Origin of the sequence: Streptomyces sp. NPDC005408, from assembly GCF_040606445.1 — a bacterium.
Classification (GTDB): domain Bacteria; phylum Actinomycetota; class Actinomycetes; order Streptomycetales; family Streptomycetaceae; genus Streptomyces.
The window spans coordinates 1-23,174 of the sequence record NZ_JBEXEX010000033.1; the positions used below are offsets into that span (position 1 = coordinate 1).

Annotated in this window: 18 protein-coding genes, 2 tRNA genes and 1 pseudogene; 10 read left to right on the plus strand and 11 right to left on the minus strand. The window is 70.3% G+C overall.

All coding sequences use genetic code 11. The annotated features are described in order from the left end of the window. Positions 1–136: 136 nt before the first annotated feature. The 4 genes from ABZS64_RS26365 to ABZS64_RS26380 all read right to left on the minus strand — a co-directional run bounded on the left by ABZS64_RS26365 (position 137) and on the right by ABZS64_RS26380 (position 4,721). Positions 137–1,837, minus strand: a complete 1,701-nt coding sequence (locus tag ABZS64_RS26365) for a glycosyl hydrolase family 18 protein (protein WP_355834469.1) — start codon at positions 1,835–1,837, stop codon at positions 137–139. A gap of 210 nt (positions 1,838–2,047) precedes the next feature. Beyond that, the gene (locus tag ABZS64_RS26370) at positions 2,048–3,121 is read right to left on the minus strand and encodes an LLM class flavin-dependent oxidoreductase (RefSeq protein ID WP_355834472.1); all 1,074 of its coding nucleotides are present in this window, start codon (positions 3,119–3,121) and stop codon (positions 2,048–2,050) included. Positions 3,122–3,183: 62 nt separating this feature from the next. Then, on the minus strand, positions 3,184–3,909 hold the full coding sequence (locus ABZS64_RS26375; RefSeq protein ID WP_355834475.1) for a decarboxylase: 726 nt from the start codon (positions 3,907–3,909) through the stop codon (positions 3,184–3,186). Next, positions 3,906–4,721: a decarboxylase gene (locus ABZS64_RS26380; protein ID WP_355834478.1), complete on the minus strand. Its 816-nt coding sequence runs from the start codon at positions 4,719–4,721 to the stop codon at positions 3,906–3,908. Before ABZS64_RS26380 ends, ABZS64_RS26375 begins: the two co-directional genes overlap by 4 nt. Positions 4,722–4,851: 130 nt before the next feature. Between ABZS64_RS26380 and ABZS64_RS26385 the strand changes: the two genes are divergently transcribed. Next, complete coding sequence (locus tag ABZS64_RS26385) at positions 4,852–5,805, plus strand: D-2-hydroxyacid dehydrogenase (protein ID WP_355834481.1); 954 nt, start codon at positions 4,852–4,854, stop codon at positions 5,803–5,805. Further along, the gene (locus ABZS64_RS26390; protein WP_355834483.1) at positions 5,795–7,207 is read left to right on the plus strand and encodes an amidase; all 1,413 of its coding nucleotides are present in this window, start codon (positions 5,795–5,797) and stop codon (positions 7,205–7,207) included. Before ABZS64_RS26385 ends, ABZS64_RS26390 begins: the two co-directional genes overlap by 11 nt. A 6-nt stretch (positions 7,208–7,213) precedes the next feature. Here ABZS64_RS26390 and ABZS64_RS26395 read toward each other — a convergent pair whose 3' ends face one another. Further along, positions 7,214–7,705: a DUF3830 family protein gene (locus ABZS64_RS26395; RefSeq protein WP_355834486.1), complete on the minus strand. Its 492-nt coding sequence runs from the start codon at positions 7,703–7,705 to the stop codon at positions 7,214–7,216. A gap of 42 nt (positions 7,706–7,747) precedes the next feature. Between ABZS64_RS26395 and ehuB the strand changes: the two genes are divergently transcribed. From ehuB to ABZS64_RS26425, 6 genes are all read left to right on the plus strand, one after another. After that, on the plus strand, positions 7,748–8,629 hold the full coding sequence (gene ehuB / locus ABZS64_RS26400) for an ectoine/hydroxyectoine ABC transporter substrate-binding protein EhuB (RefSeq protein WP_355834489.1): 882 nt from the start codon (positions 7,748–7,750) through the stop codon (positions 8,627–8,629). Further along, the gene (gene ehuC, locus ABZS64_RS26405) at positions 8,626–9,300 is read left to right on the plus strand and encodes an ectoine/hydroxyectoine ABC transporter permease subunit EhuC (protein WP_355834492.1); all 675 of its coding nucleotides are present in this window, start codon (positions 8,626–8,628) and stop codon (positions 9,298–9,300) included. Before ehuB ends, ehuC begins: the two co-directional genes overlap by 4 nt. Next, on the plus strand, positions 9,297–9,947 hold the full coding sequence (gene ehuD, locus ABZS64_RS26410; RefSeq protein ID WP_355834494.1) for an ectoine/hydroxyectoine ABC transporter permease subunit EhuD: 651 nt from the start codon (positions 9,297–9,299) through the stop codon (positions 9,945–9,947). The genes ehuC and ehuD overlap by 4 nt, the downstream gene beginning before the upstream one ends. Then, the gene (gene ehuA / locus ABZS64_RS26415; RefSeq protein WP_355834498.1) at positions 9,937–10,719 is read left to right on the plus strand and encodes an ectoine/hydroxyectoine ABC transporter ATP-binding protein EhuA; all 783 of its coding nucleotides are present in this window, start codon (positions 9,937–9,939) and stop codon (positions 10,717–10,719) included. The genes ehuD and ehuA overlap by 11 nt, the downstream gene beginning before the upstream one ends. Positions 10,720–10,886: 167 nt before the next feature. Further along, positions 10,887–11,645: an IclR family transcriptional regulator C-terminal domain-containing protein gene (locus ABZS64_RS26420; protein WP_355834501.1), complete on the plus strand. Its 759-nt coding sequence runs from the start codon at positions 10,887–10,889 to the stop codon at positions 11,643–11,645. A 93-nt stretch (positions 11,646–11,738) separates the two neighbouring features. After that, positions 11,739–11,812 (plus strand) — tRNA-Lys (locus ABZS64_RS26425). A 162-nt stretch (positions 11,813–11,974) separates the two neighbouring features. On the opposite strand, the gene ABZS64_RS26430 is transcribed toward ABZS64_RS26425, so the two are convergent. The 4 genes and pseudogenes from ABZS64_RS26430 to ABZS64_RS26445 form a co-directional block, all read right to left on the minus strand. Then, positions 11,975–13,645: a long-chain-fatty-acid--CoA ligase gene (locus ABZS64_RS26430; RefSeq protein ID WP_355834504.1), complete on the minus strand. Its 1,671-nt coding sequence runs from the start codon at positions 13,643–13,645 to the stop codon at positions 11,975–11,977. A 26-nt stretch (positions 13,646–13,671) separates the two neighbouring features. After that, the gene (locus tag ABZS64_RS26435; protein WP_355834507.1) at positions 13,672–14,259 is read right to left on the minus strand and encodes a lytic polysaccharide monooxygenase auxiliary activity family 9 protein; all 588 of its coding nucleotides are present in this window, start codon (positions 14,257–14,259) and stop codon (positions 13,672–13,674) included. Between the two features lie 121 nt (positions 14,260–14,380). Beyond that, positions 14,381–15,475: pseudogene (locus tag ABZS64_RS26440) on the minus strand (SPFH domain-containing protein); the annotation flags it as partial. 133 nt (positions 15,476–15,608) lie between these two features. After that, the gene (locus tag ABZS64_RS26445; RefSeq protein WP_355834510.1) at positions 15,609–17,000 is read right to left on the minus strand and encodes a peptidoglycan-binding protein; all 1,392 of its coding nucleotides are present in this window, start codon (positions 16,998–17,000) and stop codon (positions 15,609–15,611) included. A gap of 146 nt (positions 17,001–17,146) precedes the next feature. Here ABZS64_RS26445 and ABZS64_RS26450 point away from each other — a divergent pair. Both ABZS64_RS26450 and ABZS64_RS26455 read left to right on the plus strand, forming a co-directional pair. Further along, a tRNA-Lys gene (locus ABZS64_RS26450) sits at positions 17,147–17,220 on the plus strand. A gap of 376 nt (positions 17,221–17,596) precedes the next feature. Continuing rightward, positions 17,597–20,713, plus strand: a complete 3,117-nt coding sequence (locus ABZS64_RS26455) for a BTAD domain-containing putative transcriptional regulator (protein WP_355834513.1) — start codon at positions 17,597–17,599, stop codon at positions 20,711–20,713. Positions 20,714–20,899: 186 nt separating this feature from the next. Here ABZS64_RS26455 and ABZS64_RS26460 read toward each other — a convergent pair whose 3' ends face one another. After that, positions 20,900–21,736: an ABC transporter permease gene (locus tag ABZS64_RS26460; RefSeq protein WP_355834515.1), complete on the minus strand. Its 837-nt coding sequence runs from the start codon at positions 21,734–21,736 to the stop codon at positions 20,900–20,902. Positions 21,737–21,793: 57 nt separating this feature from the next. Beyond that, positions 21,794–22,750, minus strand: coding sequence for an ATP-binding cassette domain-containing protein (locus ABZS64_RS26465; protein WP_355834517.1), 957 nt, complete (start codon positions 22,748–22,750; stop codon positions 21,794–21,796). Positions 22,751–23,174 lie beyond the last annotated feature (424 nt).

Genomic DNA, 23,174 nt, shown 5'->3' on the forward strand with positions numbered 1-23,174 from the left:
CCCCGTCGGCAGCATGTGCTTGGCCGCCAGGATCGGGGTGACCCCGACCCGTACCACCTGGGCGTGGGGGTCCCCCAGGACGAAGTCTGGGGGAGTTTGAGGCGCGGAGGTCCGGGGGCGGAGCCCCCGGGTCAGATCAGCAGGCGCCCTGGTCGCGCCAGGCCCCCCATTCGCCCGTCGTGCCCGGCTCCTCGCCCTGGGTCCACCACTGGGCCTTCCAGGTGTGGCCCTTGTGCGAGACCAGACCGCCGCCCGTGTAGACCGCGGTGCTGGACCAGGCCGCCGCGGTGCAGCCCGTCTGCGGAGTGCTCGGGGACGGGGTCGGGTTGGACGGGGACGGGGTCGGGTTCGAGGGGGACGGGGTCGGCGTCGGCGTCGGGTCCGGGGTGGCGGAGCCGCCGACCGCCGTCACGATGTCGTTCAGCAGCATCGTGTTCGCGTCCAGGCCGAGCAGCGAGTACATCATCGCGCCCGCCAGGCCGCGGTTGTGCGCGTAGTCCGCCCGCGCCTGGATCGCGCGCTTGTCGAGGCCGGTGAAGAACTCGCCGTCCTTGTAGAAGTACGCCGCCTTCGCCTCGTCGTCCCAGAACGTCGTCGCCGCGTTGTCGACGATCCCGCCGAGCTCCTTGTAGTGCGCGATGCCCGCCTGCTGGCTGACCGGGCGAGCTGTCGACGCACCCGTCGCGGACTGGGCCAGGCCGTTCTTCGCTCCTGCGGGGACGCCCTTCCAGCCGCGGTAGTAGAACTCGTACCCCAGCGTCAGCTTGTTCGCCGGGAAGCCGCCCGCGATGCCGTACGCCGCGTTCCCGTCCAGCCACGAGTCGATGGCGTTGTCGATCGAGTACTTCTGCGTGCCCGGTGCGATCGGGTCCGTCGGGTCGGACGCCGGGGAGTACAGCGGCGACTGGTGGTACGTCGGGCCGTCCGCGTCCCAGGCGCCGTGCATGTCGTACGTCATGATGTTCGCGTAGTCGAGATACGCGCCGATCTTGTCCGTCTCGATGGTCTTGATCTTGTCCTGGCCGGCCGGGAGCGCAGCCGTCAGGAGGTACTTCTTGCCGCCGTGGGCCGTGCCGTACTCGTCGAGCTGCTTACGGAACTCCGCAAGCAGCAGCGTGAAGTTGGCCTTGTCCTCGGGCCCGTAGTGGTTGCCGAGGTGGCCGTTCGCCGAGCCCGGGTACTCCCAGTCGATGTCGATGCCGTCGAAGATCCCGGCGGCGGTGCCGGCGCCGCCGTAGCCGCCCTCGACCGGCAGGTCGCCCGCGATGTACTGCTTGACGCAGGAGGCCACGAACTTCTTGCGGCTCGCGTCCGTCAGCGCCGCGTCGTGGAAGTACTTGGAGTACGTCCAGCCGCCGATCGAGATATTGATCTTCAGCTTGGGGTACTTCGCCTTCAGCTCCTTGAACTGGTTGAAGACGCCCACGATCGGCTGGTCCCAGGTGTCGGCCACGCCGTCGACGCTGTCCGCCGCCGCGAAGGACTTCTGGTAGTCGGCGTACGAATCGCCCGCGCCGTCACCGGCGTTGGGGTTGGCGTCGTCGCCCGCGGCCTTGTTCGTCTCGAAACAGGTCAGGTCCGTGGGGTGGATGTTGCCGAAGGAGTAGTTGATGACATCGAGCTTGCCCGCGATGCCCCGGGTGTCCAGGTGCTTGGGGTAGAAGGCGTTGCCGTACACGCTCCACTGGTCGTAGTACGCGATCTTCACCCCGCCGGACGAGGGCGCGGCAGCGTCGGCCGCCTGGGCCGAGCCTAGGCCGACGGACGCGGCCAGGGCGGCGCCTGCGGCGAGCGCCACACTGGTGAGCGCGGCGATCAAGGGTCTGCGGGAGCGCACGAACTTCCTCCGAGGGGGGTGTGCGAACGGGAGTTGGAGTAGAGATAGCGATCCGGCCACCCCCGCGTCAATGGTCCGAACCAAATGAGGACTAGACCAATTTCTCGACGAAACCGCTTGTCAGGCACCTGCGCCCCGCAGAACGAACCGCTCGCCACCATCGGTGACGAGCGGTTTTAGGACTGCCTTAAGGCCCCTGGAGCGGGCGGTTCAGGAATGAACCACTCCACCCGGCAAGTCGTATGCATCCGCGATCAGTTCGTACGAGCGCAGCCGCGCATCGCCGCCGTGCGCATTGGCCGTGATCATCAGCTCGTCCGCGCCGGTGCGCTTCTGCAGGTCGTCCAGGCCCGTCCGTACCGCGTCCGGCGTGCCGTGGATGACGTTCACCAGCCAGCTGTCCACGAACTCCCGCTCGATGGGGCTGAATTCGTACGCCGCCGCCTCATCGGGCGTGGGGACGAGACCGGGGCGGCCGGTGCGCAGCCGGACCATCGCCAGCGCGCCCGTCAGGACCTGGCGGCGGGCCTCCTTCTCGTCGTCCGCGGCGAGCGCGGAGACACCGATCAGCGCGTACGGGGCATCCAGCACCGCTGACGGGCGGAAGGACTCGCGGTACAGATCGAGCGCCGGGACCGTGTTCTGCGCCGAGAAGTGGTGGGCGAAGGCGAAGGGCAGTCCGAGCACGCCGGCCAGCCGGGCGCTGAAGCCGGAGGAGCCGAGCAGCCAGACCGGCGGGCGGGCGGAGGGTCCTTGAACCGGGCCGGGGACGGCATGGATACGGGCGTACGGATGACCGTCCGGGAAGTCGTCGTCCAGGAAGCGGGTGAGCTCGGCGAGTTGCTGCGGGAAGTCGTCCGCACCCTCGTTGAGGTGGTCCGTGCGACGAAGCGCCGCGGCGGTCGCACCGTCCGTGCCGGGCGCCCGGCCGAGCCCCAGATCGACGCGGCCCGGCGCGAGGGCCTCCAGGGTGCCGAACTGCTCGGCGATCACCAGCGGCGCGTGGTTCGGGAGCATCACGCCGCCCGAGCCGAGGCGGATCCGCTCGGTGTGGGCGGCGAGGTGGGCGAGGATCACGGCCGGGGACGACGAGGCGACGCCCGGCATGGAGTGGTGTTCGGCGACCCAGTGGCGGTGGAAGCCGCGGCTCTCGGCAAGCTTCGAGATGTCCACGCTGGTGCGCAGGGCGTCGCTCGCGGTACGGCCGACGCCGACCGTCACCAGGTCCAGTACCGACAGCGGTACGGGTGCGGTCCCGATCGCCGTGCCTCGAATCTCGTCCACCGGTGGGCCCTCCTGCGCATGAAAATACGTACAGCAGAAGCGAACAGGAGGGCGTCTCCGTTTTATTCCCGCTTCTCGAAGAGCGTGCCGAGCTTCGGGCCGTACACCCATGCCCTGCGCTCCGCCAGCCGCAGCCCCTCCCACACCGTCACCTGGTTCGCCGTGAGCACCGGCTTTCCCACGGTCTGCTCCAGTTCGGCGAGATACGCGGCTGTGTGCAGGGCCGTGTCCGGGAGCAGCACCACCTCGGCGTCCGGGTGGTCACCCGCGCGCGCCAGCTCCAGCACCTCGTCCCGGCCCCAGGTGCCGACCTCGGCCGCCGTGACGATCCCGCTGGCCCGGTCCGCGACCACCTCGGCCCCGGACGCCTTGAGGAACGCGGTGAACAGGGCCGTGATGTCCTCCGGGTAGGTGGCGGCGACCGCAACCCGTACCGCACCCAGCTCCCGCAGGGCGTGCGCGAAGCCGAACGACGTGCTCGACGCGGGCAGCCCCGCCGCCCGGGCGAGGGAGCGGATCTGCTCGTGCGCCCCCTCCCAGCCGTACACAAAGCTTCCGCTGGTGCACGCCCACACCACCGACTCCGCCCCTTCGAGCCGGAGCTCCTCCACGCGCGCCGCGAGCCGGTCCGCCGCGCCCATCCGCAGCAGCGCGTCGACGCGGTGGGCGTCCTCGCCGATGTCGGTGTGGACGACGGGCAGCCTGATGTCGCTGTCGAGCAGCACCTCGAACCGGGGGTAGTCGTCCTCGGCGGAGTGCCCGGGGTAGAGAAGTCCGACCGTGGTCATGTCCAGCCTTCCTGTTCTTCGGGCTGAGCGGGCTGAGCGGGCGGGGCCTGGGGAACGGGCGGCACGTCCGGCTGCGCTTCAGGCTGAAGCAGCAGCCCCTGATAGGGACCTACCGCGTGCACGCCGATCCGGCGCAGCGCCGCCCACATCGTCACCTGATTCGCGGAGAGCACCGGCATCCTCAGTTCCGCCTCCAGCTGCGGGATCGCGTCGTACGTCGGCAGATTGGTGCAGCTGATGAAGAGCGCGTCCGCCGCGCCCACCACCGCCTGCCGCGCCATGTCCACCACCGACCGGTACGGCACCTTCCAGATGTGCCGGGTCAGCCCGAGAAAAGCGCGGCCCGTGACGGTTGCCCCGGCTTCGGCCAGATACTCCTCAAGCGCCTGGGTGACCGATTCCGTATAGGGCGTGACCAGGGCGATACGGCAGGCGCCCAGCTCGTCGAGTGCTTCGAGCAGGGCGCCGGACGTGGTCAGCGAGGGCACTTCCCCCGCCGAGCTCATCGCCTCGCACATGGCCCGTTCACCGGCGAGACCGCCGACGAAACTCCCGGACGTACAGGCGTAGGCGACCACCTCGGGCTCGGACGCGCCGAGCGCCCGTACCGCATCGCGCAGCGTCTCGTGCTCGCTCACCAGGCGTGCCAGATCCAGGGAGACCTCGACGGGCACATAGGGCGTACGGGTCAGACGCAGCGAGACATCGTCGGGGACCCAGCGCCACAGCTCACGGTCCAGCGCGAAGTCGAAAGGGGCGACCACGCCGACACCGCGCTGAGGCTGTGGTCCGCCGAGAAAGGAGACATCCATCGCAGGCCCCCTTCAGGTCCCGTCAGGCAGATGAGGCCGACAGGACCTAGCGTGTTGTTGACGACGTTAGGTTCGGGTGCGAGCGTGGTCAATCCGTACATGTCAGACGTTACGAAACGGCTTCCGCTTGATGTCCGAACCCACTCTTCTGGTGCTGGCGGCCGACCCGCCGCCCCGTCTCGGGCGACTGGCCGGACGGGTCCACGTCCAGTACGCCGACGAACAGACGCTCGCGGCTCAACTCCCACACGCCGACGTCCTGTTGGTGTGGAACTTCACCTCCGACGCGGTACGCACCGCCTGGCCGGGCGAGGGTCCGCGCCCGCGCTGGGTGCACACCCCGAGCGCGGGCGTCGACCGGCTGCTCTGCCCCGAGCTGATCGCTTCCGACACCGTGGTCACCAATGCCCGGGGAGTCTTCGAGGAACCGATCGCCGAGTACGTCGCCGGCCTGGTCCTGGCCATGGCGAAGGACCTCCCCGGCACCCTGGAGCTCCAGCGGCAGCGGCGCTGGCGCCATCGCGAGGGCCTGCGGGTTGCGGGCACCCGGGCCGCCGTCGTGGGCGCGGGCCCCATCGGCCGGGCCGTGGCCCGCACCCTGGAGGCCCTCGGCGTCACTGTGGCGGTCGTGGGCCGGACCCAGCGCCCCGGCATCCACGGCAGCGAGGACCTGGATCCGCTGCTCGCCCGCGCCGACTGGGTGGTGTGCGCCGCGCCGCTCACCGACGCGACGCGCGGCATGTTCGACGCCCGGCGCTTCGGCCTGATGCAGCCGTCGGCGCGGTTCGTCAATGTCGGGCGCGGACCGCTGGTCGTCGAGGACGATCTCGTGGCGGCGCTGAACAACCGCTGGCTCGCGGCCGCGGCCCTCGATGTCTTCGTCTCCGAGCCGCTCAGTCCCGACTGCCCGCTCTGGGACGTGCCGGGGCTGATCGTCTCGCCGCACATGAGCGGTGACACGGTCGGCTGGCGCGACCGGCTCGGCGAGCAGTTCGTGGAGCTGTACGAGTTGTGGGAGGCCGGAAAACCGTTCCCGAACGTGGTCGACAAGAAACGTGGGTACGTCCCCATGCATGACGTCTGAGCTGACTGAGCTGACCGACCTGACCGCACGCCAACTCCTTGCCGGCTACGAGAAGGGTGACTTCACGCCCGTCGAGGCGACCCGCGCCGCGCTGGAGAGGATCGAGGTGGTGCAGCCGCGGGTGAATGCCTTCGTCCGGGTCGATGCCGAGCAGGCACTGGCCCAGGCGCGCGCGTCCGCCGCGCGCTGGCACAGGGGCGAGCCTCAGGGGCTGCTCGACGGGGTTCCGGTGAACATCAAGGACCTGCTGCTGCAGCGCGGCGGCCCGACCCTGCGCGGCTCCAAGAACGTCTCGGAGGACCGCAGCTGGGACGAGGACGCTCCGTCCGTCGCACGGCTGCGCGCCCATGGCGCGGTCTTCCTCGGCAAGACGACAACCCCCGAGTTCGGCTGGAAGGGCGTCACCGACTCCCCGCGGCACGGGGTGACGGGCAATCCGTACGATCCATCGCGGACGGCGGGGGGTTCCAGCGGCGGCAGCGCGGCGGCCGTGGCGCTCGGCGCGGGTGCGCTGTCGATCGGCACGGACGGCGGCGGTTCGATCCGTATCCCCGCCTCCTTCTGCGGCATCTTCGGACTGAAGCCGACGTACGGGCGCGTGCCGCTGTACCCGTCGAGCCCGTTCGGGACGCTCTCGCACGCGGGCCCGATGACCCGGGACGCCGCGGACGCCGCGCTGATGCTCGACGTCATCAGCGGTGAGGACTGGCGGGACTGGTCGCATCTGGGCCCGGCGGACAGTGTGCGCGGCACGCTCGCGGACGGGGTGAAGGGGCTGCGGATCGCGTACTCCCCGTCCCTCGGCGGTCAGGTGGCGGTGCGTCCGGCGGTCGCGTCCGCGGTACGGCGTGCAGTGGGGGCGCTGGCGGAACTCGGCGCGTACATCGAGGAGTCCGATCCCGATGTCGCCGACCCGGTGGAGGCCTTCCACACCCTGTGGTTCAGCGGCGCGGCCCGGGTGGTGCAGCCCTTCGGTACCGGCCAGCGCGAGTTGCTGGACCCCGGGCTGCGGGAGATCGCGGGGCGCGGCGCGCGGTACAGCGCGCTGGAGTATCTGGCGGCGGTGGACACGCGGATGGCGCTCGGCCGGCGGATGGGCCGCTTCCACACCTCGTACGACCTGCTGGTCACCCCGACCCTGCCGATCACGGCGTTCGAGGCGGGGGCGGAGGTCCCGGCGCACTCGGGTCACCGCCGCTGGACGGGGTGGACGCCCTTCACGTACCCCTTCAACATGACCCAGCAGCCCGCTGCGACGGTGCCGTGCGGGCTCGACGAGGACGGGCTGCCGGTCGGGGTCCAGCTGATCGGGCCGCGGCACGCGGATGCGCTGGTGCTGCGGGCGGCGCATGCGCTGTACGAGTCGGGAGCGGCGGCCATCGCCCCGCCGACGCTCCCGTAACCGGGCTTACGTCCGGCGGAAGCTGAGGGTCTCGCCCACCGCGCCCGCCCGCCACAAGTCCTGGCACGCCTCCGCCATCCGGTCCAGGCCGTCGACCACCGTGCCCCAGACGATGCCGGGGACCCAGCCCGTATCGCCGTTGAGCAGCAGGTTGTTGCGCTCGTAGAAGAGGGCAAGGTCGACGGTCACGGGCCGGGAGACGTCGCCGTCGTATCCGTACGCCGCCGTGTTCAACTCCGTACCGGCGAAGGTGAAATAGCACAGATCACCCGGAATCGGGGTCACCGTCGGATTCTCCAGGGGCGGCTCCTGTTCCGCGAACGCCGGGAACAGGGCATAGATCTCATTGCGGGCATACTTCGCGTGATACACGTCCCCCGCGAGGGGCAGCGCGTCCCACACGGCCGCGCAGGTGAGCGGGGCCTTGTCGTCGAGGAGCTTCGCGGTGCAGCGGACACCGCGCTTGTCGAGGGCTACGGTCACATATCGGTCGGCCATCTCGTACGCATACCCAGCGAGGAGCCGGGTAGCCGCGCGGCCATGGCTCGTACAAGACTGACAGGATCAATTCGCAGACGCACAGTGCTGCTCGGCACCGCTGCCGCCGGAGCGCTCGGCGCCGCGGGCGCGGCGGGCTGCAGCCGGGTGCCGTCCGGTGACGCACTGGCCCGGCTCAAGTCCCAGCGCACGGTGCGCCTGGGCATCGCCGGCGAGGTGCCCTACGGCTATGTCGACGACCAGGGCGAGTTCACCGGGGAGGCCCCGGAGCTGGCCCGCGTGATCTTCCAACGGCTGGGCATCGACAGTGTCCAGCCCGTCGCGACGGACTTCGCCTCACTCATCCCCGGGCTCAACTCACAGCAGTTCGATGTCGTCTCGGCCGGGATGTACATCAACCAGGAGCGCTGCCAGCAGGTCATATTCGCCGACCCCGAGTACCAGATGCTCGACTCTTTCATCGTGCGCAAGGGCAACCCCAAGAACCTGCACACCTACGAGGACGTGGTGAAGGCGAAGGCGAAGTTCGCCACCGGCACCGGCTATGCGGAGATCGACTACGCGGTCGCCGCCGGCTACCCGGAGAAGGACATCGTCATCCTCCAGGACCAGGTGGCCGGACTGAACGCGGTCGAGTCGGGCCGCGTCGACGTCTTCGCCGGCACCGCGCTGACCACCCGCGAGGTGGTCAAGAAGAGCCGGAAGGCCGAGGCCACCGAGCCGTTCGCGGCCGTCGTCGACGGTGAGAAGAAGATCGACGGCGGCGGCTTCGCCTTCCGCCCCACCGACACCGAGCTGCGCGACGCGTTCAACGTCGAAATACACAAGATGAAGAAGAGCGGCGAACTCTTCCGCATATTGCGGCCGTTCGGCTTCACCAAGAACGAGATGACCGCGCTCACTGCCGAGGAGCTGTGCCGATGACAGCCGGACTCTGGCAGAACTGGGTACTCCCTGGCATCTGGATCACCGTCCAACTGCTGGTGTACAGCGCGGCGCTGGCCGGATTCGTCGCCTTCGCCGTCGGCATGGCCCGCACCCACCGCTCCCGCTTCGTCCGCTTCCTGGCGGGCTTCTACACCGAGATCTTCCGCGGCACGTCCGCGCTGATCCTGATGTTCTGGCTCTTCTTCGTACTGCCCCCGCTGCTGGGCTGGCAGCTGGTCCCGATGTGGGCCGCCGTGCTGGCACTGGGCCTCTCCTACGGCGCGTACGGCGCCGAGATCGTCCGCGGCGCGCTGAACTCGGTGGCTCCGGCCCAGCGCGAGGCGGGAGTCGCGCTCAGCTTCTCGCCGTGGCAGCGGATGCGGCTGATCCTGCTGCCACAGGCGGTGCCGGAGATGATCCCGCCGTTCTGCAATCTGCTGGTCGAACTGCTCAAGGGCACGGCGCTGGTGTCGCTGCTGGGGGTTGGCGATGTCTCCTTCGCCGCGTACCTGGTACGGCTCGCGACCCAGGAGAGCGCACAGATCTACACCATCAGCCTGGTCATCTACTTCGTGCTCGCGTTCGCCATCACACGCTCCATGAAGGCACTCGAGAAGAAGACCAAGAGCAACATCGGCGTCGCGGTCTCCGGAGGTGGCGCGAAGTGAACTGGGACTGGTCCGCGGTGGCGGACTTCATGCCGCGCTTCTGGGACGGCGTGCTGATCACGCTGCAGATCCTGGCGCTCGGCTCGCTGATCTCCTTCACGCTCGGCCTCGTCTGGGCGATCGGATTCCGCGCGCCCACGCGCTTCGTGCGGTGGCCGGTGAACGTCGTCACGGAGTTCATCCGCACCACACCGCTCCTGGTGCAGCTCTTCTTCCTCTTCTTCGTACTGCCGGAGTGGGGCGTGCAGTTCTCGGCGCTGACCACCGGCACGATCGCGATCGGGCTGCACTACTCGACGTACACCGCCCAGGTCTACCGGGCCGGCATCGAAGCCGTGCCTGCCGGTCAGTGGGAGGCGGCGACGGCACTGAGCCTTCCCGCCCACCGCACCTGGCTCGCGGTGATCCTGCCGCAGGCGATCCGGCGCATCACACCGGCGCTGGGCAACTACGTCATCGCGATGCTGAAGGACACACCCCTGCTCGCCGCGATCGGTGTGCTGGAGATGCTCCAGGAGTCGCGGCTGGAGAGCGCCTCGACGTTCCAGTACACCGAGCCGCTGACCGTGATCGGCATCGCCTTCATCCTCATCGCCTATCCGGCTTCCCTTCTCGTACGAGCCCTGGAGCGCCGCCTTGTCCGCTGACACCACCCCCACCGGCACCACCCCCACCGATACGGCGTCCGCGCTGATCCGCTTCGAGAATGTGACGAAGCGCTTCGGCGACAACACCGTCCTGGACGACCTCTGTTTCTCGGTGAAACCCGGCAAACACGTCACTCTGATCGGCCCGTCCGGCTCCGGAAAGACGACGATCCTGCGGCTGCTGATGACTCTGGAGAGGCCCGACGAGGGCACGATCCAGGTGAACGGGAACCGGCTGTTTCCGGCCGCCGAGAAGGAACGGCGCGAGGCGCGCAAGCAGATTGGCATGGTCTTCCAGCACTTCAATCTGTTCCCCAATATGACCGCTCTGCGAAATATCACCGAGGCCCCGGTGCGGGTGCTCGGCCTGTCCAAGGACGAAGCCGAGGTGCGCGCCAGGGAGCTGCTCGAGCTGGTCGGCCTCGGCGACCGCTGCGACGCGAAGCCGACGCAGCTGTCGGGCGGCCAGCAGCAGCGGGTGGCGATCGCCCGGGCGCTGGCAATGCGCCCGCAGGTGCTGCTCCTTGACGAGGTGACCTCGGCGCTCGACCCTGAGCTGGTGGCCGGGGTGCTGGACGTGCTGCGGGACATCGCGCGCTCGACGGACATCACGATGGTGTGCGTCACGCATGAGATGAACTTCGCGCGGGACATCTCGGACGAGGTCCTGATGTTCGACGCCGGTAAGGTCATCGAGTCCGGATCTCCGGAAAGAATCTTCTCCGATCCGGAGCAGGAACGTACTCGCGAGTTCCTCGGCGCAGTGCTCTGACCTTTTACTCCAGCCCATAAGTGTGACTCTGGCATATGCCAAATGGATGCGCCCCAGCTTATGGGGCTGGGGCGCACCATCAATCTCGCCAACAGCCGCCCCGGAAACGGCTCTTGGCCGCTATCGTGGTACGGAAGCTTGCGGTAACAACCTGCTAGGGGGAAACCGTGGCGCTGAAGCCCGAGCCGACCGCGCCGTTCCATTCGGTGCAATACGTCTTGCGTGTCCTGGAGACGATCTCGAAGCACGGTGGCGGTGTCACCGATGTCCAGATCGCACGCGAGACAGGTCTGCCGACCGGCCATTTGGCTCCCATGCTGGCGATGCTGCGCCGCGAGGGCTATGTGGAGCAGGTCGCGGACGGCGCCTATGTGATCGGCGACTCCCTGATTCTGCTCGGTTCGGGGATCACCCGGCAGCAGGCGCTGGAGGCGAAGATCCAGGAGACGCTCACCGAACTGCGCGACTCCGTCGGTGCCGCCGTCTACATCAGCCGGTACATCGACGGCGAGGTCAGGATCACCCAGTACGCCGACGGTCCGCGCGCCCCGAAGGTCAATGAGTGGGTGGACTTCCGCTCGGCAGCGCACGCGAGCGCGGTCGGCAAGTGCCTGCTGACCCAGCTGGACGTGAACGGCCGCCGTGACCATCTCTCGCGCCACAAGATCGCCCGCCTCACCTCGCGGACGATCACCAGCGAGAAGCTGCTCTTCTCCAAGCTGGACAGCCAGCCCCCGACGGTCCCGATGCTGGACCTCCAGGAGTACGCGATGGGCACGGTCTGCGCGGCGGTCCCGCTGACGGCGGGCGCGTCCGTGGGGTGTCTGGCGCTGTCCATGCCGATCGAGCACGCCCACCGGCTGCGCTCGGCGGCGGACCTGCTGAACCGCAAAGCGGCGCCGGTGGTGCTGTCGCTGGCGATCTAGGCGGGCGTCCCGCGGGTGCCCTCGGGTATGTCAGGGCACCTATCCGGACCAGGTACTATTACTGAGACATCAGCCGCTCCGCGGCGGTGTCACGCGCCGCTAGCTCAGTTGGTTAGAGCAGCTGACTCTTAATCAGCGGGTCCGGGGTTCGAGTCCCTGGCGGCGCACAGACGGAAAGCCCCTCGCGAAAGCGAGGGGCTTTTCAGTAGGTTCTCGCGAGGAACTCCGGGGCTCCAGCCCCGGGAGGAAGTCGCGGGGGTCCGGGGCGGAGCCCCCCACGCGGCGGAGCCGCAAATGTCACAGCGGGCAGGGGCGGGGGAGAAACAAGCTCACCGGCCCAGCAAGTCCTCACGGCCGCGTTCCGCGTACTCGGCCTCCAGGGACGCCAAGCCCTCGCGGCCCAGCAGCCGGTACGCCGAGGACCCCACCGGCCGCCACCACACCGGGTCCCCGCACCCGAAGCCTTCCCTCCGCAGGCCGACCCGGTGGATCTTGTTCGTGGCCGTCACCGGCAGCTCCCGCAGCACCCGCACGAACCGAGGTGCCATCTTCGTCCCCAAATCCGGCTGGGCGGTGAGGAATTCACCGAAACGCACCCCGTCGAACGACGCACCATCCCGCAGCGCCACCGCCGCCATCACCTGGTCGCCGGCCGCCGGGTCGGGGATCGCGTAGACCGCGACGGCCGCCGCGTCCTCCCAGCGGGCCAGGATGTTCTCGATCACCGCGGCGGCGAGGTTCTCGCTGTCGACCCGCAGCCTGTCGTCCGTACGGCCCGCGAAGTACAAGAAGCCCTCCGCGTCGCGGAAGAAGAGGTCGCCCGTCCAGTACCAGCCGCCGCGGGTGCGGGCCGCGTCCGCCTCGGGGTGGCGCCAGTAGCCCTCGAAGGGGTTCGGGCCGCGGTTGACCAACTCCCCTATCGCATCTGTCCCGTTGACCAGCCGCCCGTCTTCGTCCAGCACCGCGGCCGCCCGTTCCTTGCCGGTCTCGGGGTCGACCACCGCGAGGTCGTCGCCGGGACCCGCCCGGCCTATGGCGCCCGCGGGGGTGTCGGGGGTCCGCTGGATCGCCGCGCCGCCCTCGGAGGAGCCGTAGCCCTCGACCAGGCGCACCCCGAAGCGCGCTTCGAAGCGGGCCGCGTCCACGGCGCCCGCCTCGGTGCCGAAGCCGAGCCGCAGCCCGTGCTCACGGTCGTCGTCGCGTTCGGGCGTGGCCAGCAGGTACTGCACGGCCCGGCCGACGTAGGTGAAGTAGGTGGCACCGAAGTCCCGTACGTCGTCAAGGAAACCGGACGCCGAGAAGCGTCGGCGCAGCGCGACGCCCGCGCCCGCCGACAGCGCGGGCGCCCAGTCGGCGATCACCGCGTTGCCGTGGAACATCGGCATGCAGATGTAGTGGACGTCGTCCTCGCGCACACCGAAGTGCGCGACGAGCGACGCGCCCGCCGCCGCCAGCCGCCCTTGCGAGCAGATGGCGGCCTTGGGCGCGCCCGTCGACCCGGAGGTGAAATACAGCAGCATCCGGCTGCCGGGCCCGACCGGACCGAGCGTGGCCTCGCCCGGTTCGGCGGCGGCGTACGGGGCGAGCAGCTCGGCGTAGGCGTCGGTGTCGGTCACCAGCACCCGTGTCCCCGGCAGTTCGAGACCGTCGAGGAGGGGAAGGCGGGAGCGTTCGGTGACCAGCACCCGGCAGTCGGTGTGCAGGATGTCCCGGGTCAGTTCGGGCCCGCGACGGGTCGGGTTGATGCCCGCCACGGCGGCTCCGGCCAGAGCCGCCGCGCTGAGCCACAGGGGAAACTCCGGGGTGTTGTCGAGCAGCACCCCGAGGTGTGGCTCGGCTCCGCGCGGCACCAGGTCCACGAGGAGCGCGGCCCGTGCGGCGGCGCCCGCGGCCACCTGGTGGTGGCTGAGCGAGAGACCGTGGTCTCTCAGCCCCACCCGGTGGTCACCCCACTGGCGCTGTACGAGCTCCGCGACGGTGTCTGCTTCCGCGTTCCTCATGGCGCCGCACGGTAACTGACTACCTGTCAGAACTGAACATCCGAGCAGGCATAGAAGGCGTTGCCGGTGTCGGCCACGGTCCACACCGCGAGGATCAGATGCCGGCCGGACTTCGACGGCAGCGTCCCGGAGTGGCTGAGCGTGGCCGGCGGGCGCTGGCCGTTGTACGGGATGGTGAGGAAGGGCTGCGAATCGAGCGAGGCGCGGGTGAGCTTCTGGCTCGGGTTCCAGCCGTTCTTGGTGACGTAGTACTTGAAGTCGGTCGTCGCGTGCATGGCGGTGAACTGCCACCGGAACGTGTAGTTCTGCCCCGAGGAGACCTTGGTGGTGGGCCAGGTGCCGCCGCGCGGGTCGTCGAGCTGCGCGAAGCGGCTGTTGCCACCGGCGCAGATCGTTCCGTCGGCCGGACCCGCCGCCGGGAAACCCTTGGGGCCCTCGACGCTCTGGGGTTCGTAGATGATCTCGCCGCAGTTGGCGACCGTACGGTTGGCACACAGCTTCTGGCGGCTGATGGGCGAGTCGGTGTAGCCGTGGCTGCTGGCGCTGCCGGTGGCGAGCACAGTGGTGCCCGCCACGACGAGACCGACCACGGCCGCACTTATCTTCTTGCGCATGCTTCGCTCCAGGAGAACGTGGGGGAGTTCGGGCGAGCCGTGCTGCACGCGTGCGGTGGAAGGCGTTCCGGTCTAGACCAAGTTCCAGAGTATTAACGGAACTTGAACATGTCCAGACCAATCACGTACCTTCCACCGGCCCCGAACGCCCGGTGTAGAACGCGATCGTGAGGTCCTTCACCAGAGCCTTGCGCTCGTAGTCGTCGAGCTCGACGAGCCCCCGCTCGGTCAGCCGGCTCACCGTCTCGTCCACCGCGTCCACCACCGACGTCAGCACGCTGTCGCGGTGCTTCGCGTCGATCGCCGCGATCCGCCGGCGCTGCATCGCGGCCGCCACCTCCGGCGCGTACTCGATCCCTGTCGGCTGCGCCGAGAAGACCTCGATGCCCACCGGCGCGCACTCCGCCGACAGCATCCGGGTCAGCGCGTCGCCGACCGCCTCCGCGTTGCGCAGCGTGGGCGCCTCCTCGTGGAAGGCGTCGGCGGGCAGCTGCGACAGCACCCGCGCCATCGCCGCCTCGACCTGCTCGCTCAGATAGTCCTCGTGGTCCTCGACACCGAGCGCCGCCCGCGCCGTGTCCGACACGCGCCACACCACGAGTACGACGACACGCAGCGCGGTGCCGTTGGCGTCGACCGCGGGCATCGGTTCGCTGCGCCAGTGCCGCAGCCGTACGTCGACCCGCCGGCGCAGCACCAGCGGACTCACCCACACCAGTCCCGTACGCCGCACACTGCCCTGGTAGTCGCCGAAGAGCGTGAGCACCCAGGCGTAGCCGACCCGGCCGCGCCCGAGACCGCCGAAGGCGAAGAGCGCCAGGGTCACACCGAGCGCGATCAGGCACCACAGTCCGATCCCGATGCCGTGGTACGGATACGAGGTCAGCCCGAGCAGTCTCGTCACCCGGCCCGGCACCGCCCCCGCGCCCCACAGCACCGCACCGATCCCGCCGAGTGCGCACGCACCCGCGACCAGACCGGTCCAGCCGGGCAGCACGGACGCGGTGCGCTCGCCCAGGTCCGGATCGACGGGCGGCGCGGGCCGCGACGGCACGGCGACCGGGCGCGGCGGCGCGGGCCTGCGCCCGATCTTCGGCTGCTCGCCGGTGCCCTGCCGCCGCCCCACCACGGCGGAGCGCAGGGTGATCGGCTGGGATTCGTCGTCACGGAAGAGGAGATGCACCGGGATCTCGGTGGTCGCCTCCTGAGCGATCACCGGGGTGCGCCGGGGCCCGTCGGACGGCACGCCGCCGTCGGGCTCCGAGGTCGTGGTGTTCATGGCTGCCGCCTCTGCTGAAGTTTTCGGTGCGGGGTCGGGGCGGGTTCGGGGCGGAGCCCCGAGGTGGGCCTCAGGCGAAGAGCCGGCGCCAGGTCTCCGGTCCGGGGAAACCGTCCGCCGCCGCGCCCCGCCAGCCCTGCGCCCGCTGGAAGGCCTCGACGGCGCGCCGGTCCGCCTCGCTCCAGCGGGGACCGGGCCCGGATGTGTAGTGCTTGCCGAAGCCGCGCTCGACCAACTGTCTGCCGAGCCGGGTGACATGGGCGTTGGACCTGCCGGGCCTGAAGTACCCGGTCCCGGGGTACTTGGGCTTCGCCGCGCCCGGGCCGCCCGGGCCGCTCGGGCTGCTCGGGCCCCTCGCGCCACCCGGGCCGCTCACGCCGGCCGCCGGGATGTTCTTGCCCTGCTTGGTGACCAGCAGCCGCCAGGTCGCCGGGCCCGGCAGCCCGTCCGCGTCGGCGCCGCGCCAGCCCTGGGCCAGCTGGAAGGCCTCGGTGGCCAGCCGGTCCGCCTCGCCCCAGGCCGGCCCGGGCCCCTTGGCGGCGTAGAAGCTCTTGGCGCCGCGCGCGATGAGCATCTCGCCGAGCTGGGTGACGTACTTGTTCTTCGCACCGGGGCCGAACGCGGTCCCGCCCGGATACGCATCGGTCGCGACCGGCCCGCTCACGGTGGTCGTCCCGGTCAGGCCCTTGTAGCGGTAGGGCAGATAGCGCTCGGCGTTACTCCAGTACCCCATGGGCGTCACCTGCTTGCGGGTGTGCGGCTTCGTCTGCTCGTACGCCACGTAGTAGGTGTGCGTGTAGTCGGCCCAGCCGCCGAAGATCGTGACGTGGGAGCCCCTGGTCGGATTCTCGGGGTTGTGGAAGAGCAGGATGTCGCCGGGCTCCAGCTGCTCGCGCTTGATCGGGGTGGCGTACTTCGCGAGGCTGCCGGTCCACTCGTTGCCGGCCATGTTCCAGGCCATCGAGACAAAGCCCGAGCAGTCCTGTCGGTACCCGTCCGACCAGTACTCCTCCATGCTGTACGGGACCTTGGCGGCCACCCACTGCTTGGCGCGGTTGATGATCTCGGCCCGGGTGACCGGGCGCAGCGGGGGCGGGGTCGTGGCGGGTTTGCCCGAGGAGCCGGGCAGGGGCCTGCCGTGCAGCGGCCCGGTACCGCCCTGCTCGGTCCCGGGCTCGGGATCCTCGGCCACAGCGGCCGACCCGACCGCCGCGGACCGTGCCCCGGCCGCTCCGGACGCTCCGGACGCTCCGGACGTGGCGGCGGAACCCACCGCCGTCGCCGCGGCCGCGCCTCCGCCGCCTCCGAGGACCACGCCCGCCGCCGTGAACAGGACGAGCGCCCCGCGGCAGCCGCGCGCCGCCGGGTGCTCGCCCGCGGCCAGAGCCCGGCGCTGCTGCGCGCACCCAGCGCAGTCGCAGTCGGCGGCGGGCTCGAACTCCTCGAAAACCGGCACGGTCATGCTTGGCCCCTGTCACTGATCCAACTGTCACGTTTGATCACATTTTGATGGAATCGCGGTAATAAAAGACGATCCGACAGGCCGGAACGATCAGATAATGGTCAGGAGCACCCCCCGCCGTCCGGTAGAGTTCTCCAGGTCAGCAGGCGCCGCTAGCTCAGTTGGTTAGAGCAGCTGACTCTTAATCAGCGGGTCCGGGGTTCGAGTCCCTGGCGGCGCACTTTGCGATTAGGTCGCTGACCTGGGGCTTCTCGGTTTTCCGAGGAGCCCTTTCGCGTTTCTTGATCGTGTGCGGGGCTGGGATGGGTCCGTGTGCCGAGATTGCGTCGGTGGGGGCATCAGCTGGTCGCGAGAGGATGCCCGATATCCGGCATAGATCCGCCTTGCTCCGGTGCCATTCCGTGAGCCACTCCCCGACCGTCATCTGCTCGTCCAGCGGCTGACCGATCAGCACCTTGCGGCGCAGCTGGTCGTAGCCGGGTGGTGCGCCTGCGGCAGGCGGCACCCCGGGCCAGGGGTTTACCGGGACGGTCAAGTAGGTGATTCTTAGCCGGCGTTGAGGCCGAGGAGCGGCCCCACGGGGCGGGGGAGTTGCGGTGTTGAGGGTGGATCTGCTGGGCTCGGTGCAGGCGCACGACGGGGAAGGCCCCGTCGACATCGGCGGCGCACGGCTGCGGATGCTCCTCGCACGCCTCGCCCTCGAAGCCGGCCGCCCCGTCTCCGTCGACCCCCTGGTGGACGGCCTGTGGGGCGAGCAGCCCCCGGCCGACGGGGCCAACGCCCTGCAGGCGCTGGTCTCCCGGCTGCGCAAGGCCCTGCGCGGCACAGGCACGGTGGACTCCGTAGCGGGCGGCTACCGGCTCTCCGTACAAGAGGAGGACGTGGACACGTACCGCTTCGAGGACCTGGCGGGCCGGGGCAGACGCGCCCTCGCGGCGGGCCGTGCCCAGGAGGCTGCGCAGACGCTCACGACCGCGCTCGGCCTGTGGCGGGGCGCGGCCCTCGCGGATGTGCTCGAGGCCCCGTTCGCGGGCGCCGTCGCCGCCCGCCTCGACGATCTGCGGGTGGCGGCCGTCGAGGACCACTTCGACGCGGAGCTGCGAATGGGGCGGTACGCGGACATCCTGGCCGACCTCGAAGCGGCGGGCGCGCAGCGGCCGTTGAGTGAGCGCCTCGCGGGCCTGCGGATGCGCGCACTGTCGGCGGCGGGCCGCCAGTCGGATGCCCTCGGCGTCTACGAGGACCTGCGCGGCAGGCTGGGCGACGAACTCGGCGTCGACCCGTCGGCCGAGGTGCGGGAGATTCATCTCGCGCTGCTTCGTGGTGAGTTGGATCGCCCGGCGGCGCGGCCCACGAGCGCCGCGAGTCGGCTGCCGGCCCGTCTTACCAGCTTCGTCGGCCGCGACGGGGAACTGGACCGGCTCGCGGATCTGATGAGTTCGGCCCGCCTCGTGACCCTGGTCGGCCCCGGCGGCGCGGGCAAGACCCGGCTGTCCCTCGAGGCGGCGACCAGGGACGCCGCACATGCGCGGGACCGCGTCCGCTTCGTGCCGCTTGCGGGCGTGAGCGGCCCCGAGCAGCTGGCCGACGCGGTGCTCGGTGCGCTCAGCTCCACCGACGGGCGCCTGTACGAGGGCGGCGGGACTCAGCAGGCCTCTCAGGTGGAGCGGATGGCCGGGCTCCTCGGCAGCGGCGACGCCCTGCTCATGCTCGACAACTGCGAGCACCTCGTCGAGGCTGCTGCCGAGCTCGCCGATCAACTCCTCGTACGCCTCCCCGAGTTGCGCATCCTCGCCACCAGCCGCGAGCCGCTGGCGATCAACGGCGAGTCGCTGTTCCACCTCGGGCCCCTGGACGTACCCACGGGGTCGCCGGAGCCGGCCGAGGCGATGGAAGCGGCCGCGGTCCGGCTGTTCGTGGACCGGGCCGCCGGTGTCCGGCAGGGCTTCACGCTCGACGAGTCGACCCTGGACGCCATCCTCGAGATCTGCAGACGCCTCGACGGGATGCCGCTCGCCCTGGAGCTGGCCGCGGCCAAGCTGCGCTCGATGGGGGTGGAGCAGATCGCGCGCCGGCTCGACGACCGGTTCCGCCTGCTCGCCTCCGGCAGCAGGACGGCCCTGCCACGCCAGCGCACCCTGCTCGCGATGGTCGAGTGGAGCTGGGACCTGCTCGACGAGCCGGAGCGGATCCTCGCCCGCAGGCTGTCCGCGTTCCCCGGCGGGGCGACGCTCGCAGCCCTCGAAGCGGTCTGCCCGGACCCGGAACTGCCCGCCGACGACGTCCTGTACGTACTCGGCTCACTGATCGAGAAGTCGCTGGTCTCGGGCGTCGACGACGGTGAGGGCGACGAGCGCTACCGGATGCTGGAGACCGTGCGCGCCTACGCGGGCCGCCGGCTCGCCGAGTCCGGCGACGACATCTCCGCCCGCTTCACCGCGTACTTCCTCGAACTCGCCGAGGAGAACGAACCGTTGCTGCGCACGGCCCGGCAGCTGCGCGCCATCAAGGTCTTCGACGCCGAACACGACAACCTGGTGTTCGCGCTGCGGCTGCTGCGCGAAGCGGAAGACCGGGAGACGGCGGTGCGGTTCGGTGCCGCGATGTTCTGGTACTGGGGCATACGAGGCATGAGCAGCCAGTTCGAGACGCACCTGGCTGCCGCCGGCGACTCGCCTCAAGGGGCGGGCGCGGGATCCGCACCCGGTGCGCCGGCCGGCTCGGCGGTGGACCGCGAGTTCCAGCCGGCCGGACTGCTGCTGCGGATGTCCCAAGTGGCCTTCTCCGGCGGAGCATCGGACCAGGGGGTGCCCGGGTTCCAGGAGCTCCTCGACTCGTCCGACCCGTGGGTGCGGGCCAGCGCCCATCTCGCCAGGGACTTCGCCCTCACCGAGCAGGGCGACCTGGAGACCGGCGTGCAGTCGCGCATCGAGGCCCTGCGCGGCTTCGAGGCAGTGGGCGACCGCTGGGGGATCGTCCTCGCCCTGATGCCGATCGGTCGTGACCACTCCCTGCGCGGCGAGCACGCCCCGGCCATCGCGACCTTCGAACGGGCCGTCGCCCTCAGCTCCGAACTGGGCACCGAGGACTACCTCTACCTCAGCAAGGCCAGACTCGCCCGCGAGCGCCGGCGCAGCGGAGACCTGGAGGGGGCCTTCCGCGATCTGCACGCCGCACACCGCCAGGCCAGGGAACGCGGCCAGTTGCGCCTCGAGGCCAACATCCTGGTCGGCCTCGCCAACGTGCACCGGTTGTCCGGGGATGTGGACCAGGCGAACCGGACCCTGGACCACCTGGAGGCGCTGTCCCGCCGTCGCCCCGATCTCGCGGAACTCGCCCACGACCTGATCGTCAGCACCCGGATCGAGAACCGGATCGCCGAGCAGCGGGCAGCCCAGGCGCGTGCCCTGCTGCCCGAGGCGGCCGGCGCCCTGTTCGCGCTGGGGGCCGGGGCCGGGCTTGCGTGGGTCGCCGAACTCCTGGGCGGGCTACGGACGTTGGAGGGTGATCCGGTCGCCGGAGCCACCTCCTTCGGGATCAGCCAGGTCATGCGCGGCGCCTTCGACGCCGGGGAGCCGGAGCTCCAGGGCCATCGGGTGCGGATGGTCGAGGCGCTGGGCGAAGAGGGCTATCGCACGGCGTACGAGAAGGGAGCGGCGATGCCCCGGGCCGAGGCGCGCGACTGGCTGGAGCGGGAGGCATCGGGCGTCTGACGCTGGTGACGGTGGCGCCCGCGGCGTTTTGCGGGTCCGCCGCGTGGGGGGTCCGCCCCGGACCCGCATCCGGCCGTGGCGTACAACGCCCACGCCGCGCAAGCGGGCGGCACCACCCACCGGCCTGCACACGCCGAACCGGCCGGCCACAGTACGTGGTCGACCGGTTCGGGGTGGGTCGGGTGGTCAGCCGTTGTTCTTGCGGTAGGCGCGCATCGCCAGCGGGAGGAAGACGATCACCATGCCGGCCATCCAGGCGAGGCTGCCGGTCAGCGGTGAGGCGATCGCGCCGTCGCCGAGGAGGCCGCGGGTGGTGTCGGCCATCAGGGACACGGGGTTGACGTCGGACCAGGCCTGCAGCCAGCCGGGCATGTCCTCGGCGGGGACGAAGACGTTGCTGGCGAAGGTGAGGGGCAGCACCAGGATGGTCATCAGGCCCTGCACGGAACCCGGGGTCTTGGCCAGCATCCCGAGGAACACCGAGATCCAGGAGAAGGACATCGCGAAGGCGATGAGCAGACCGGTGGCGGCGAGCGCGGCCGGCACGGTGGTGTCGGGGCGGTAGCCCATCACCAGCGCGAGGACGACCAGGGTGCCCAGGCACACGGCGTAGCGGACGAAGTCGGCGAGCACGGCGCCGATCAGCGGGCTCGAGCGGGCGATCGGCATGGAACGGAACCGGTCGAAGATCCCGGTGGCGGCGTCCGCGTTGAGGGAGACGCCGATGCCGATGCTGGCCTGGAACACGGTCATCACCATGACGCCGGGGACGATCATCTGCAGGTAGGCGTCCTGGTTGCCGTGGGAGATCGCAGTGCCGAAGAGGTAGACGAACATCAGCAGGGAGATGACCGGGGTAAGGACCACATCGACCAACTGGATCGGGGACCTGAGGAACTTGGTGGCGCCCCGCCCGGCCAGGGCCAGGCTGTGGTTGATCGTCTGCGCGAGCCCGATCCGGCCGGTCGGCTCGGCATGTGCGGGCATCGAAGCGGTAGCGGGGGTGAGGGTGTCGGTGGCCATGACGGTGAGGTCCTTCCGGGGAAGAGCGGGGCAACGGGCGAGGGGAGGGGCGGGGGTTCAGGCGGCGACGGGTTCGGCGTCCGGGGCGGGCGCGTGGCCGGTCAGGGCGAGGAACACCTCGTCCAGGCTGGGCAGGCGCAACCCGAGCTCGTCCGCGCTGATGCCGGCGCTGTCCAGGTGGCGGGCCACGGCGGAGACCAGCAGCGGGTCCTCGACCGGCACGGTCAGCACCCCGCCATGCTCGGCCGGGGCGTGCCCGGACAACTCGGCGAGCAGTCCGGTGACTCGGGGGACATCGGCCGGCAGGCTGGGGCGGACCTGCAGGATCTGCCCGCCCACGCGCCGCTTGAGCTCCCCGGGCCGGCCCTCGGCGACCTTGCGACCCTTGTCGAACACCGTGATGGAGTCGGCGAGTTGGTCGGCCTCCTCCAAGTACTGCGTGGTGAGCAGGACCGTGGAGCCGTCCGCGACCAGCTGCTTGACCACGTCCCAGACCTCCTGTCGGGCGTGCGGGTCGAGTCCGGTGGTCGGCTCGTCCAGGTAGAGCACCTGGGGCCGCCCGACCAGGCTCGCGGCCAGATCGAGCCGGCGGCGCATACCGCCGGAGAAGGTGGCGATGGGGCGCTTCGCGGCCTCGGTGAGCGAGAAGTTCTCCAGGAGCTCCGCGGCCCGGGCCTTCGCGTCCCGCCGGGACAGGCCGAGCAGCCGGCCGATCAGGACCAGGTTCTCGGCGCCGGACAGCGTCTCGTCCACCGAGGCGTACTGGCCGGTCAGGCCGATCAACTGCCGCACCTTCACCGGGTCCTGGACGATGTCGTGCCCGCCGATGGTCGCGTGGCCCGCGTCGGGTCGCAGCAGCGTGGCCAGGATGCGCACGATGGTGGTCTTGCCGGCACCGTTGGGGCCCAGGACGCCGACGACCTTGCCGGCCGGTACCTCCAGGTCCACCCCGTCCAGGGCGGTGAAGTCCCCGTACTTCTTGACCAGTCCCTCGGCCCGGATTGCGTAAGACATTGTCAACTCCTTGTCAGCTGCCTGCCGTTCTCGATGGGCAAGACTCTGCCGGGGGGAGCTGACAGCCCACGGACAGCACGCTGACAGGGCTGTCAGGTGCGCTGACAGGACGTACGAAAACTGTCAGGAGGCAGGGAAACCACAGGTCAAGACAGTCAGGCCCGTCAGGGCGTGATCTTCAGGGTCCACGCCCCGGAGGGCGACCGGCCCACCACCTGGATCAGGGTCCGCTCGCCCGGCAGCTTGAACGCGTGAGCATCTCCTGGAGCATGGACGTGTCGCGGGCGCGTCGGTGATGGGGCCGGATGCCCCGGAAGGGCGGCGCACGCACCACCGGGGCCCCCTCACCGCGATTGAGGGGGCCTCGGTCGTTTCTACGGCCATTTTCGGCCGCCCGGCACCCCGATACTTGTCTCACGCAAGG

Excerpts from the sequence above, each read along its gene's own strand:
- ABZS64_RS26460 (WP_355834515.1), bottom strand. The coding sequence starts at position 21,736 with ATGGCCACCGACACCCTCACCCCCGCTACCGCTTCGATGCCCGCACAT.
- ABZS64_RS26395 (WP_355834486.1), bottom strand. The coding sequence starts at position 7,705 with ATGGCCGACCGATATGTGACCGTAGCCCTCGACAAGCGCGGTGTCCGC.
- ABZS64_RS26465 (WP_355834517.1), bottom strand. The coding sequence starts at position 22,750 with ATGTCTTACGCAATCCGGGCCGAGGGACTGGTCAAGAAGTACGGGGAC.
- ABZS64_RS26435 (WP_355834507.1), bottom strand. The coding sequence starts at position 14,259 with ATGCGCAAGAAGATAAGTGCGGCCGTGGTCGGTCTCGTCGTGGCGGGC.
- ABZS64_RS26390 (WP_355834483.1), top strand. The coding sequence starts at position 5,795 with ATGACGTCTGAGCTGACTGAGCTGACCGACCTGACCGCACGCCAACTC.
- ehuB (WP_355834489.1), top strand. The coding sequence starts at position 7,748 with ATGGCTCGTACAAGACTGACAGGATCAATTCGCAGACGCACAGTGCTG.
- ABZS64_RS26375 (WP_355834475.1), bottom strand. The coding sequence starts at position 3,909 with ATGACCACGGTCGGACTTCTCTACCCCGGGCACTCCGCCGAGGACGAC.
- ABZS64_RS26385 (WP_355834481.1), top strand. The coding sequence starts at position 4,852 with ATGTCCGAACCCACTCTTCTGGTGCTGGCGGCCGACCCGCCGCCCCGT.
- ehuC (WP_355834492.1), top strand. The coding sequence starts at position 8,626 with ATGACAGCCGGACTCTGGCAGAACTGGGTACTCCCTGGCATCTGGATC.
- ABZS64_RS26380 (WP_355834478.1), bottom strand. The coding sequence starts at position 4,721 with ATGGATGTCTCCTTTCTCGGCGGACCACAGCCTCAGCGCGGTGTCGGC.
- ABZS64_RS26445 (WP_355834510.1), bottom strand. The coding sequence starts at position 17,000 with ATGACCGTGCCGGTTTTCGAGGAGTTCGAGCCCGCCGCCGACTGCGAC.
- ABZS64_RS26430 (WP_355834504.1), bottom strand. The coding sequence starts at position 13,645 with ATGAGGAACGCGGAAGCAGACACCGTCGCGGAGCTCGTACAGCGCCAG.